Genomic DNA, 12227 nt, shown 5'->3' with positions numbered 1-12227 from the left:
AACCCCTCCAATTGAGGGGTTTTTTTGGGGTTCAAACAGGGTGTCGCTGTTAGGCCAGCATGACCATCGGGTTTTCGAGACTATCGACGATAGCCTGTAGCAATTGTGCGCCAAGCGCGCCGTCAATGACTCTATGATCAACTGACATGGTAACCGACATCACGGTGGCGACCGTCAACTCTCCGTCATCGCCCACCACTGGCTTTTTAAGGCCGGTGCCGACTGCAAGAATACCCGCGTGGGGTGGGTTCACGATTGCGTCGAAATTGTCGATGCCGAACATGCCTAGGTTCGAGACCGCGAAGGTCCCGCCCTGGTATTCGTGCGGGGCCAGTTTGCGGTCGCGGGCACGGGCTGCAAGGTCTTTCATCTCAGTTGACAGAGCTGACAGAGATTTTGTGTCAGCATCCTGCAAGACCGGGGTGAACAAGCCGCCCTCAATCGCCACAGCAACGGCCACATCCGAAGGTTTCAGCTGCAATACGCGGTCACCGGCCCAAACTGCGTTGCATTCAGGGACCTGCTGCAAAGCGTTAGCGACAGCTTTGATTATAAAGTCGTTAACGCTGAGCTTTACGCCACGGCCTTCCAGTTGTTTGTTCAACTGGCCGCGGAATTTCAGCAGCGCGTCCAGCTTGATGTCGCGGCGCAGGTAGAAATGCGGGATGGTCTGTTTGGCTTCGGACAGGCGTGCGGCAATCGTTTTGCGCATACCGTCGAGTTTGATTTCCTCGTATTCCCGACCTTCGTACATCTTGGCGACTGCATCCGCTGATGGTCCTGCCGGGGCGGCTGCGGGTGCATGTGCTGCCTGAGCCGAGGCAGGTGCGGACGCCGGAGCAGATGCGGTCGCAGTTTCAACGTCTGCTTTGACGATACGGCCATGCGGCCCGGACCCCTTGATCTGCGATAGGTCAAGTCCTTTCTGAGCGGCAATCCTGCGAGCCAGCGGAGATGCGAAAATGCGACCACCATCCGCTTTGACCGGAGCAGTCGGGGCAGGGGCAGGCGCCTCGGACGCCGCAGGAGCGGCGGCCTCGTTGCCTGCGGCGGCTTCTGGCGAAGCCTCCGGTGCTGCTGCGCGTGTGGCAGCGATATCATCGGCGCTTTCACCCTCTTCCAGCAGAACCGCAATTGCGGTGTTGACCTTTACTCCTTCAGAGCCTTCGGGGACCAGGATTTTGCCAATGGTGCCTTCATCGACAGCCTCGAACTCCATCGTTGCCTTGTCGGTTTCAATCTCGGCCAGTAGGTCGCCGGAGGACACGGTATCGCCTTCCTTGACCAGCCATTTTGCAAGTGTGCCTTCCTCCATCGTCGGTGAAAGGGCGGGCATCAGAATTTCGGTGGGCATCTGTCTGTCGCTCCTTACCGGTAGGTCACTTGTTTGACGGCGGCGATCACCTCATCGGTGGTGATCAGGGCCAGTTTTTCCAGGTTTGCTGCATACGGCATCGGAACATCCTTACCGGTGCAGTTGATTACGGGCGCATCAAGGTAGTCGAACGCTTCCTGCATCACGACCGAGCTGATGTAGCTGCCGACGGAACCTTGCGGCCAACCTTCTTCGACGGTTACCAGGCGGTTGGTTTTCATCACCGAGTTGATGATTGCACCCGTATCCATTGGACGAAGGGTGCGCAGGTCGAGTACCTCGGCGTTGATGCCTTCCTCGGCCAGTTTGTCGGCGGCTTCCAATGCGTATTGCATACCGATGCCAAAGCTGACGATGGTTACATCCGATCCCTCGCGCCAGATGCGGGCCTTGCCCAGCGGGATGGTCAGATCATCGACTTGCGGCACATCGGACGAGCGACCGTATAAGATCTCGTTTTCCAGAAAGATCACCGGGTTGGGGTCACGGATTGCCGATTTCAACAGACCTTTTGCATCGGCTGCCGAATAGGGCATAACGACCTTCAGACCCGGGATTTGCATATACCATGCGGCGTAGTCCTGACTGTGTTGAGCAGCCACGCGGGCGGCAGCACCATTAGGACCACGGAAAACGATGGGGCAGCCCATCTGACCACCGGACATATACAGCGTTTTGGCGGCAGAGTTGATGATCTGGTCAATCGCCTGCATGGCGAAGTTGAAGGTCATGAACTCAACAATCGGCTTCAATCCGCCAAAGGCTGAACCAACGGCGATCCCGGCAAAGCCGTGCTCGGTGATCGGGGTGTCGATCACGCGCTTGCTGCCGAACTCGTCCAGAAGACCCTGAGAGACTTTGTAGGCGCCTTGGTACTCGGCGACCTCTTCGCCCATCAGGTAAACATCTGCGTCGCTGCGCATCTCTTCGGCCATCGCATCGCGCAACGCTTCACGCACGGTTTGCTGCGCCATTTCCGCGTCGGCGGGCCAGTCAGGCGACAGATCGACCTTCGGAGCGGCAGGGGCTGATGATGCGGCAGGAGCCGAGGCCTCAACCGCCGCTCGGGCGGCCTCAGCCTCCGCTGCGGCTGCGGGCGCAGCCTCGGGCAGGGCGGACGCGTCTTCGCCTTCTTCGACCAGGATCGCGATGGGGGTGTTGACCTTAACCCCCTCAGTGCCTTCTTCGATCAGAATCTTACCGACGATACCTTCGTCGACTGCTTCGAATTCCATCGTTGCCTTGTCAGTTTCGATCTCGGCCATGATGTCGCCTGAAGAAACGGTATCGCCTTCTTTGACCAGCCATTTGGCCAGCGTGCCCTCTTCCATGGTCGGGGACAGGGCGGGCATCAGGATCTCGGTCGCCATTACACGGCCTCCTGCGGAATTTCGTCTGCATAAATATCGGTCCAGAGCTCTTCGACGGAAGGCTCGGGGCTTTCTTTTGAGAATTCGGCGGCCTGGTTGACGATCTCTTTGATTTCCTTGTCGATCGCCTTCAGATCCTCCTCGGTTGCGTGCTTGCCGGTCAGCAGCAGCTCGCGCACGTGCTCGATCGGGTCGCTTTGTTCGCGGACTTTCTGAACCTCTTCGCGGGTTCGGTACTTGGCCGGGTCGGACATTGAGTGGCCGCGATAGCGGTACGTCTTGATTTCCAGGATGTACGGACCTTTTCCGGCGCGACAGTGGGCAACGGCCTTTTCTCCGGCTGCCTTCACCGCAAGCACATCCATGCCGTCGACGATTTCACCCGGAATGCCAAACGCCTCACCACGGTGGTAGATATCCTTGGTCGAAGTCGAACGGGCCTGAGATGTACCCATCGCATATTGGTTGTTCTCGATCACGAACACCACAGGCAGGCTCCAGATCGCGGCCATGTTGAACGTCTCATAGACCTGACCCTGGTTGGCCGCACCGTCCCCAAAATAGGTGAAGGTCACACCGCCGTTTTCCTTATACTTGTCGGCAAAGGCCAGTCCCGCGCCCAGCGGTACCTGCGCGGCGACGATGCCGTGACCGCCGTAAAAGTGCTTTTCTTTCGAGAACATGTGCATCGAGCCGCCCTTACCTTTGGACAGCCCGCCGATGCGTCCGGTCAGTTCAGCCATCACACCGCCTGGCTCCATCCCGCAGGCAAGCATGTGACCGTGATCCCGGTAGGACGTGATGCGCTTGTCGCCCTCTTTGGCGGCGGCCTCAAGGCCCACGACGACGGCTTCCTGCCCGATGTAGAGGTGGCAGAACCCACCGATCAGACCCATGCCATACAGCTGACCAGCCTTTTCTTCGAATCGGCGGATCAACAGCATTTCGCGGTAATACGTTTTGAGTTCTTCCGCAGAAACGTTTGGTTTCTTTGTGGTTTTTCGCGCAGCCATTGTGGCGATCTCCCCCTTTCGGACAGATAGTTTAGCGTTAAACTATTTCATAAAGCATTTCCGTCAATCTTGCGAGGGTAAATGTTACGCGGTGTCGGATGTGCGAACTCCGGCCCTTGGCTTACGGCAAGGCTAGCAGTTGAAACGCATTATCAGACCGAGTTCAGCGGATGACAATCTCGTCCGAGCGGATCATGCCGAGAACCGAACGCGCCTGTTGGTCCAGCAGATCAAGATCCAGATAGGTGTCAGACAAACGACGTGTCAGGTTTTCCATTTCCGCGATCTCGGCCTCAAGCTTGGCAAGATCGCGCGACAGGGCGTCCCGTTCTGCTGCAATTTCGACCCGTCTGAACAGGCCATAGTCACCCTGCACGGCGGCAAAGGTGAAGTACACACCCAGCATAAATGCCACCATGAAGAAGACGACTGCGCCTAAGCCGGGTCGATGAGAACGGGACACTCTGTTTACCGCCGTATGAAGTTTGCCTCAATAACGTGCCCTTTTCGGGCATCTCAAAGCACTATGTCACAGGTGATTCGGGTTGTGAATCCCTTACCTGGTATTTTTTCATGTGTAGGTGGTTGATAATCACTGCAGTGTTTCCAGCACTTTGTTTCGCGCCAGCGTCTGTTCTTCCATGCAGCTCCAGTAGAACATCGCGTCTGCGCTGCCACCTGCGGATAGCTCGGGCTCGCAGATCGCGTCCCGTGACTTCAACCACGCGCGCTGCTGCTCCAGCAGGGCCTGACCCTCGCCGCGTGTGTCCGCCAAAGGTTTGACTTCGCCCCAGATGCGGTTGAGTTCACGGTCCGCGATCTCCCACTTTTCCTTGGCGCAGAAATTGAGGTCGAACTGCGTTTGGCCATTGCAACTGGATTGCGCGACAGCAGACGGTGGAAGCAAGGCAGCTATCAGAAATGCAAGGCCTCTCATGGCAAAATCTCCGCTTGAACGGTGATCCTACCATGAGCAGTGCCATTTGCCCAAAACGGACCAGATGATTACCCTTCCAGCGCGGCGACGCCCGGCAGGGTTTTGCCCTCCATCCACTCAAGAAATGCGCCACCTGCTGTTGAGATGTACGAGAAATCTGCTGCCGCACCGGACGCATTCAGCGCGGCCACGGTATCGCCCCCGCCTGCGACGGACACCAACTTGCCCGCGCGGGTAAGCTCCGCCGCCTTCAGCGCAGCGGCATCGGTCGCAGCATTGAACGGTGCGATCTCAAAAGCACCCAACGGGCCATTCCAGATCAGGGTCCGGCTTTTGGCAAAGATGTCCGAGATGGCTGCGACACTTTCGGGACCGGCATCAAGGATCATGCCGTCATCGGTGCATTGATTGGTAGGCAGCACTTCGTACGCCGCGTTGGCTGCAAACTCTGCGGCAACAATCACGTCCGAAGGCAGAACAATCGTGCAGCCCGCGCTTTCGGCTTTGGCTAGAATTTCAGCTGCGGTGTCTTTCATCGCGGTTTCGGCCAGCGACTTGCCGACATTCAGCCCCTTGGCGACGAGGAAAGTGTTTGCCATACCGCCGCCGATCACCAGAAAATCCACCTTGTTGATCAGGTTGCCTAGCAGTTCCAGCTTGGTCGACACTTTTGCCCCACCAACCACGGCAGTCACGGGCCGCTTGGGATCACCCAAAGCACCCTCCAGCGCCTCAAGCTCGGCCTGCATCAAACGACCCGCGCAGGAGGGCAGCAGGCGGGCGATAGCCTCGGTCGAGCTGTGGGCGCGATGTGCGGCCGAGAAGGCATCGTTGCAGTAAACCTCACCAAGCTTGGCCATACCTGCGGCCAATTCGGCGTCATTCTTCGTTTCAGCTGCGTGAAAACGCGTGTTTTCCAACAGCAGAACCTGACCCGATGGCAGCGCGTCCGCGGCCTGTTCAGCCTCGGCACCGACGCAATCGGGAGCGAAACGGACAGCGGCACCAAAGGCGGTTTCAAGAGCAGGAACCAGTTGTTGCAATGACAGGTCCATTTTCCGTTCGCCCCCCGGACGACCGAAATGAGCCAACAGAATTGGCTTGCCGCCAGCTGCAAGAACATCGCGAACGGTCGGCACGATGCGCTGAATGCGGGTATCGTCCGTCACCACCCCGTCAGCGACCGGTACGTTGATATCCACACGTATCAGCACGCGTTTGCCGTTCAGGTCCATATCGTCAAGAGTTTTCCAGCCCATCGCGCAATCCTTGGTATTTTAAAACAGATTTAGGCGGTTCTTTTCCTGCATTTTGCCCTCAGGTCAATGCGTCACTTGGCATTCAGGCGCATGGCGAATAGGTAAATGCGCAAGACAAACGACAGGAGGGCCACATGGCCGAGATCAAGGATCCCGAAAACACCATCATCATCGAACTGAAAGATGGCAAGGTCGTCATTGAACTGCTGCCCGACGTGGCACCGCAGCACAGTGCCCGGATGAAGGAACTGGCGCGCGGCGGTGAATATGACAATGTGGCTTTCCACCGTGTGATTGACGGTTTCATGGCGCAGACCGGCGACGTGCAGCACGGCGATATGGAAGACGGGTTCAACATTCGCATGGCGGGAACTGGCGGCTCGTCGCTGCCCAACGTACCGGCAGAGTTCTCAAAGCTTCCGCATGATCGCGGAACTCTGGGCGCGGCGCGGTCGCAGAACCCAGACTCGGCGAACTCGCAATTCTTCATCAACTTCAAGGACAATCACTTCCTGAACGGCCAATACACCGTTTACGGTCGAGTGATCGACGGAATGGAGCATGTGGACGCTATCGTACGTGGTGAGCCGCCTGCGAACCCTGACCGCATGATCAGCGTCAAGGTGGCAGCAGATGTATAAACTGGCCGCAGCATTTGTCCTGCTGGCCAGCCCCGCGCTGGCTACAGGCCTACAGATCGAGATCGAAGGTGAGGGGGCCAATGGGACGGTCACCGTCGATCTGTTCGAAGATCTCGCCCCGAAGCATGTTGAACAGATCAGCACCCTCGCCGCCGAGGGCAAGTATGATGGCGTGGTGTTCCACCGCGTGATCGACGGTTTCATGGCGCAGACCGGGGATGTTGAGTTCGGTCGCATCGGAGGCGACATGCGCCGGGCGGGCACCGGTGGGTCGGATCGTCCCGATTTGCCAGCCGAATTCTCGGACTTCAACTATGACCGCGGTGTGGTGGGCATGGCGCGGGCGCAGGACCCGGACAGCGCGAATTCGCAATTCTTCATCATGTTTGAACCAGGTCCATTCCTGAACGGCCAGTACACGGTTGTTGGCCAAGTTACTGACGGCATGGACGTGGTTGATATGATCAAGCGGGGCGACGGACCCAACGGTGCCGTGATTGGTCAGCCTGACGTTATGAAAACGGTTACCGTCACTGAATGATTAGAAAAGCCCCGGAGTTGATCGCTGCGGGGCTTTCCTATTGCAAGTATTTAGTCGTCGCCCATCGCTTGCCAGATAAGCGCGCCAATAGCGGCACCGACTAGTGGGGCAACCCAGAATAGCCAAAGCTGCGCCAAAGCTGGGCCATCAGCAAACAGAGCGACACCAGTTGAACGCGCGGGATTTACTGATGTGTTCGTTACAGGGATGGAAATGAGGTGGATCAGCGTAAGGCACAGCCCGATAGCGATCGGAGCAAACCCTTCGGGTGCGAAATTGGATGTTGCGCCAAGAATGACCACGACGAAGAATGCGGTCATCACGATCTCGATCACCAGCGCAGAGGTCAGCGAATATCCCTCGGGTGAAGCCTCGCCGTATCCGTTAGTGGCAAAACTGCCGACGCTCTCAAAACCCGGCGCGCCACTCACGATCAGGTATAGCACTGCGGCTGCAGCAATCGCGCCAATCACTTGTGCGATCCAATAGGGGATCAGTTCGCTTGCCGGGAACCTGCCGCCTATCATCAGGCCGAGGCTGACTGCCGGGTTGAAATGTCCGCCCGAGATATGCCCGACAGCATATGCCATCGTCAAAACGGTCAGTCCAAACGCAAAAGAAACGCCCAGCCAACCGATGCCGACATCAGCAACGCCTGCAGCTAATACTGCACTCCCGCAGCCGCCGAGTACCAACCAGAACGTACCGAAAAATTCGGCCATGAGTTTTGGAAACATGAAAAGTCCTCCCGAAAACAACGGGTTTCACTATAATTCAATTATCTTTATTTGATAACTACTTGCGAAACTACACAGCTTGAACCGGCTTAACTCCAACTCACGGGGTCGAGCCGAAACAGTTTCGAAAGCTGTGCATAGACTTCGGGCACAGCAGCTTTCAACTGTTTTGGTTGTTCAAAGAAGACCTCGACCGAAACGGCAAAAAACTCTTCGTGGCCTACCGCTCCGTAAGGGTCAATGACGGTATGCCTGCCATGCTCGACCGCGTTTACATGGGCGTCATAGGCAGTCAGAAACACGCGTTCCCACTCTGCAAAGCTTTGCCCGTCGCTCAGGATCGGAACGCCATTGGTTCCGCCGGACATGTCGTCGACCTGATGTGCAAACTCGTGCAAAACGACGTTCTGGCCGTCATGGTCATTTGCCGCGCCTTTGCGGCTGTGTGACCAGGATAGAATCACGGGTCCGCGATCCCAGCTTTCGCCGGTGCGAACGATTTCTTTTTCGCTCACGACATAGCCGTCCTGCCTGCGTTGCCGCGACTTAAACGCATTTGGGTAGATCAGGATGGTGGTCAGATGATCGTACCATTGGTCACTGTTGACCAGCAGCAGGCTGGCTTGCGCAGCGATGGCAAGCTCCATCTCTTCGGTGACCTCAAGCCCATCGCACCCAAAAAAGCGGACCTGATCCAGAAACAGGTTTACCTTGCCATCAAGCTTGGCGCGCAGGTCAGAGGGCAGTCGGCGGATCAGCGGGACTTGCTGTTCGATAACCTTGCGCTGATGGTCGGTCAGTGATGTCGAAAGCAGCCGTTGCCGAGCTTGGGATTTTGACCAATGGCGGTACAGGAAGAAGCCGACAATCAGCAGCAGGACAGAGAAAAAGATCAGCATAGAGAGACTTTATACCGACCTTTTCGTTCAGCAAGAGCAAAGAAAAACGCCGCAGGGAACCTGCGGCGCTCAATCGTTCTGCAACAGGCAGAGTGTTACTGTTTGACCTCAGCCGCGGGGTTTGCACCCGGCTTTGCGCTGCGGCCAGGGTTCAGTGGATCGTCCTGACGCTGCACCGAGCCTTCGAAATGCGCGCCGCTTTCGATGGCAATGGTCTTGTGGATAATGTCGCCCTCGACCCGTGCAGTCGACGTAAGGCGTACTTTCAAGCCCCGCACACGGCCTACGATGCGGCCGTTCACGACGACGTCGTCTGCGGTGACTTCACCCTTGATGGTCGCCGTTTCGCCGATGGTCAGCAGATGCGCGCGGATGTCGCCCTCTACGGTACCTTCGACCTGAATGTCGCCCGATGTCTTGAGGTTGCCGGTGATGTGCAGGTCAGACGACAGGACCGATGCCGGAGGCTTGGGCTTTGGCGCGGTACTGGCCTTGTTTTCTGCGGGTGCAGGTGCCGCCGGTTTCGCCGGTGCCGCGGGTTTCGCCGCCTCTTGGGCGTTGGACGCGGGCTCGTTGATTTTGCTTTTAGAAAACATTTCTCGCAGCCTTGATGTAAGTCATTGGGTTAACAGGTTTTCCATTAACGCGCACTTCATAGTGCAAATGCGTTCCGGTAGACCGTCCAGTGCTACCCATATCAGCAATATGATCCCCGCGCGAGACCCTTTGACCAACCTTTACGCGGATCTTGGTATTATGAGCGTAAAGCGTCTCAATTCCAAAGGCGTGTTTGATTTTCACCAAGCGTCCAAAACCGGATTGCCAGCCTGCCTGGGTGACCACTCCGTCAGCCGTCGCAAAGATATCGGTGCCATGCGCGCCAGCGAAATCTGCGCCGTTATGCATGCGCCGACCACCAGTTTTGGGATCGCGGCGCTTTCCGAATCCGCTGGTGTAACGGACAGCTGCGTGCACAGGGCTGGCAAAGGGGGCTTTTTCGGCGGCAATGCGGTACAGGTTCAGCTGATCCATCTGTTGCAGAAGCACGTTGGCTCGGATTTCGTCCGGCGTCAGTTCCCCGCCGCGCGTGCTGAACGAAATGGGGGTCAGAGGGCCGCCCATGCCGCTGTACCCGCGGCGGATTTCTTCGATGATGCGGTCCGTAGGCATTCCGGCCTGGCGGAACATCTTGTCCAGTGGCTCGACCGAAATCACCATCGCCTCTTCCAGCTGGCGGAAAATCTCGTCGCTGCGTTCCTGCATCAGCTGGATTTCCAGCTCTAGTTCTTCACGCTGTTCCAGCGCGTTTTGTGCATCTGAGGCGATCTGATCGCGTTCCTGCGCGGTGCGAGCCAGCGCCTCAGTCATGAAGGTCATCTGTTCGGGGGCGGCCAAGGCGGTCACGTAGGTATCGCTCTCGCCGGCTTCTGCCTGCAGGCTAGCCAGTTCAGCGCGAGCCTCTTCGCGCTGCTTCATTGTGGCGCGCAGGGTGGTCTGAATGACCTCGATACCGGTTTCAAGCTCACGGCGACGGTTTTCCGACGCCAAAAGCTCGGATTGCATCGCCGATATCTGCTCAAGCGCTGTGTTGAACCGGTCATGCGCGGCAAGCGCTTCAATCGCGCGGGCGTCGCGTTCGGCGGACAGGACGTTCAGACGCTCTTGATAAGTTGCCTGATCCCGTTTGGCCTGCTCGCGGAAATTGCCTGATCCGATGCTGTCCATCAACAGGATCGCTGTCGCGACGGCCGTCCATCCTATGATTACGGACACCCCGGCAACGGCGGCCACCTGCGTTTCCGAGCTGAGCCGGATAAACCGCGTATCGTTATCAGATTTCAGAAAGACCCGGCGCTCCGGGAAATACCGTTCGAACAGTGAGTGTAGTTTTATTGCCAGACGGGTTCGCACGCGTCTTTACCTCTCAATCCCCATGATCGGGACCGGTCGTGAGCGTCCGCCGTCCCTTGGCGCATTGCATAAAGGGCGCGTTTGATTAGGGCAAGTTTGTTAACCTGTTCACCCTTGAAACCATCTTTTTCCCGCCAATTCTCGGCGGGAAATTGCCGAAAACACTGATTTGAGCAAACCTAATCCGCGCTGCCGGGCGCCGGCAGATCCTCGGTCAGTGGCCAGTAAAAGTCAGGCGGCAGCCCGGCTTCGGCGCGTTTCTCCTCATTGAAAGGAGGTTTGAGAACGCCGTGGAAATAACGCCGGACCAATTGGTGAAACACGTCTTTGGGATCGGCATTTTCACGCCCGCACAAGAAGTGGAACCATTTCGAGCCATAGGCCACATGCCCGACCTCTTCGGCGTAGATCACTTCCAGCGCGGCGATGGCCTGTTCGTCCTTGGCCTTTCGGAAGATGTTGATCATGCCGGGTGTCACATCCAACCCGCGCGCCTCAAGCACCATGGGAACGACAGCCAAGCGGCCCATCAGATCATCGGCGGTGTCCTCTGCCGCGCGCCACATGCCGGCATGGGCGGGCAGGGCACCATAATGACTGCCCATGTTTTCAAGGCAGTCGCAGACCATCTCGAAATGGCGTGACTCTTCCTCGGCGCATTTGACCCAATCATCATAAAATCCGATCGGCATGCGCACGTGTCCGAACCGGGCGATGATGTCCCAGTGCAGGTCGACGGCGTTCAACTCGATATGTGCCACTGCGTGCAGCAAGGCGATGCGGCCAGCCTCGGAGCCGGGCTTGCGTTTGGGAACTTCGCGTGGAGACAGAAGTTCGGGCCGCTCGGGGCGGGCGGGCTGCAACGGAGGTGTTGCTGTGCCGATCTCAATTGCGGGTGACTCACCCTTGCGCGAGGCAAACCATGTTGCGGCGTGGCGCTTGGAAAGGGCGGTTTTTTCCCGCCCATCCGCCGTGGTCAGAACTTCGGTCGCCATCTGGGTTAACTTTTTGGACACCGGGTATCTCCGCCTGTTGAGGTGCGCGGGTCTTAGACCGGTTGGCGAGCGCGGTCGAGAGCGTTCACATCGCGCGCACGGCTTCCAGCACCTCATTCACGTGGCCGGGTACTTTGACCTTGCGCCAAACCTTGGCGATCTTGCCTTCGGCGTCGATGATGAAGGTCGAACGCTCGATTCCCATAGACTTTTTGCCGTACATGTTTTTCTCGACCCAAACACCGTAGTCTTCACAAACGGTTGAACCTTCGTCTGACAGCAAAGGCGTGGTCAGGTTGTGCTTGGCAACGAACTTGTCGTGCTTGGCAACGCTGTCCCGCGAAATCCCGAAAACGTGAGCGCCCGCATCAGCAAAGGCTTGAAGTTGTTCCGAGAAACCGGTGGATTCCTTGGTGCAGCCCGGCGTATCATCGCGGGGATAGAAAAACAGAACAACAACGCCGCCGCGCATGGCTGACAAGCTGACCTCACCGCCGCCGTCGCGGGGCAAAGTGAAATCCGGGGCGATGTCTGAAACGTCGGGCATTG

General features: G+C 57.6%; 14 protein-coding genes. 2 read left to right on the top strand and 12 right to left on the bottom strand.

From position 1 onward, the window contains the following. Positions 1 to 49: 49 nt before the first annotated feature. From LCM21_RS03075 to LCM21_RS03050, 6 genes are all read right to left on the bottom strand, one after another. Entirely contained in the window at positions 50 to 1354 is a 1305-nt protein-coding gene (locus tag LCM21_RS03075) for a pyruvate dehydrogenase complex dihydrolipoamide acetyltransferase (protein WP_224889267.1), read from the bottom strand. A 14-nt stretch (positions 1355 to 1368) separates the two neighbouring features. Further along, positions 1369 to 2745, bottom strand: coding sequence for a pyruvate dehydrogenase complex E1 component subunit beta (locus LCM21_RS03070; protein WP_224889266.1), 1377 nt, complete (start codon positions 2743 to 2745; stop codon positions 1369 to 1371). Beyond that, positions 2745 to 3758 (bottom strand): pyruvate dehydrogenase (acetyl-transferring) E1 component subunit alpha, encoded by a 1014-nt coding sequence (gene pdhA, locus LCM21_RS03065; RefSeq protein ID WP_224889265.1) that lies wholly within the window; start codon positions 3756 to 3758, stop codon positions 2745 to 2747. Before pdhA ends, LCM21_RS03070 begins: the two co-directional genes overlap by 1 nt. A 163-nt stretch (positions 3759 to 3921) precedes the next feature. After that, on the bottom strand, positions 3922 to 4221 hold the full coding sequence (locus LCM21_RS03060) for an FtsB family cell division protein (protein ID WP_068331927.1): 300 nt from the start codon (positions 4219 to 4221) through the stop codon (positions 3922 to 3924). A gap of 129 nt (positions 4222 to 4350) precedes the next feature. Continuing rightward, positions 4351 to 4695: a lysozyme inhibitor LprI family protein gene (locus LCM21_RS03055; RefSeq protein ID WP_224889264.1), complete on the bottom strand. Its 345-nt coding sequence runs from the start codon at positions 4693 to 4695 to the stop codon at positions 4351 to 4353. A 68-nt stretch (positions 4696 to 4763) separates the two neighbouring features. After that, entirely contained in the window at positions 4764 to 5954 is a 1191-nt protein-coding gene (locus LCM21_RS03050) for a phosphoglycerate kinase (RefSeq protein ID WP_224889263.1), read from the bottom strand. Positions 5955 to 6088: 134 nt separating this feature from the next. Here LCM21_RS03050 and LCM21_RS03045 point away from each other — a divergent pair, with 134 nt between their 5' ends. Together LCM21_RS03045 and LCM21_RS03040 are read left to right on the top strand one after the other, a co-directional pair. After that, entirely contained in the window at positions 6089 to 6595 is a 507-nt protein-coding gene (locus tag LCM21_RS03045; protein WP_068331921.1) for a peptidylprolyl isomerase, read from the top strand. Beyond that, positions 6588 to 7136, top strand: a complete 549-nt coding sequence (locus LCM21_RS03040) for a peptidylprolyl isomerase (RefSeq protein WP_068331919.1) — start codon at positions 6588 to 6590, stop codon at positions 7134 to 7136. Before LCM21_RS03045 ends, LCM21_RS03040 begins: the two co-directional genes overlap by 8 nt. A gap of 50 nt (positions 7137 to 7186) precedes the next feature. On the opposite strand, the gene aqpZ is transcribed toward LCM21_RS03040, so the two are convergent. From aqpZ to LCM21_RS03010, 6 genes are all read right to left on the bottom strand, one after another. Then, the gene (gene aqpZ, locus LCM21_RS03035; protein WP_224889262.1) at positions 7187 to 7873 is read right to left on the bottom strand and encodes an aquaporin Z; all 687 of its coding nucleotides are present in this window, start codon (positions 7871 to 7873) and stop codon (positions 7187 to 7189) included. 89 nt (positions 7874 to 7962) lie between these two features. Next, entirely contained in the window at positions 7963 to 8772 is an 810-nt protein-coding gene (locus LCM21_RS03030; RefSeq protein WP_224889261.1) for a M90 family metallopeptidase, read from the bottom strand. 95 nt (positions 8773 to 8867) lie between these two features. Continuing rightward, complete coding sequence (locus tag LCM21_RS03025) at positions 8868 to 9368, bottom strand: bactofilin family protein (protein WP_068331912.1); 501 nt, start codon at positions 9366 to 9368, stop codon at positions 8868 to 8870. Next, the gene (locus LCM21_RS03020; RefSeq protein ID WP_224889260.1) at positions 9358 to 10683 is read right to left on the bottom strand and encodes a DUF5930 domain-containing protein; all 1326 of its coding nucleotides are present in this window, start codon (positions 10681 to 10683) and stop codon (positions 9358 to 9360) included. Before LCM21_RS03020 ends, LCM21_RS03025 begins: the two co-directional genes overlap by 11 nt. A gap of 179 nt (positions 10684 to 10862) precedes the next feature. Further along, a complete protein-coding gene (locus LCM21_RS03015; RefSeq protein ID WP_224889711.1) occupies positions 10863 to 11678 on the bottom strand; it encodes a ferritin-like domain-containing protein in 816 nt (271 codons plus the stop codon). A gap of 85 nt (positions 11679 to 11763) precedes the next feature. Next, positions 11764 to 12225: a peroxiredoxin gene (locus tag LCM21_RS03010; RefSeq protein WP_224889259.1), complete on the bottom strand. Its 462-nt coding sequence runs from the start codon at positions 12223 to 12225 to the stop codon at positions 11764 to 11766. Positions 12226 to 12227 lie beyond the last annotated feature (2 nt).

The sequence above is a fragment of the Ruegeria profundi genome (assembly GCF_020171505.1).
Classification (GTDB): domain Bacteria; phylum Pseudomonadota; class Alphaproteobacteria; order Rhodobacterales; family Rhodobacteraceae; genus Ruegeria; species Ruegeria profundi.
The sequence above is the reverse complement of the archived record's forward strand: the minus strand, read 5'-3'. Positions and strand labels throughout refer to the sequence as shown.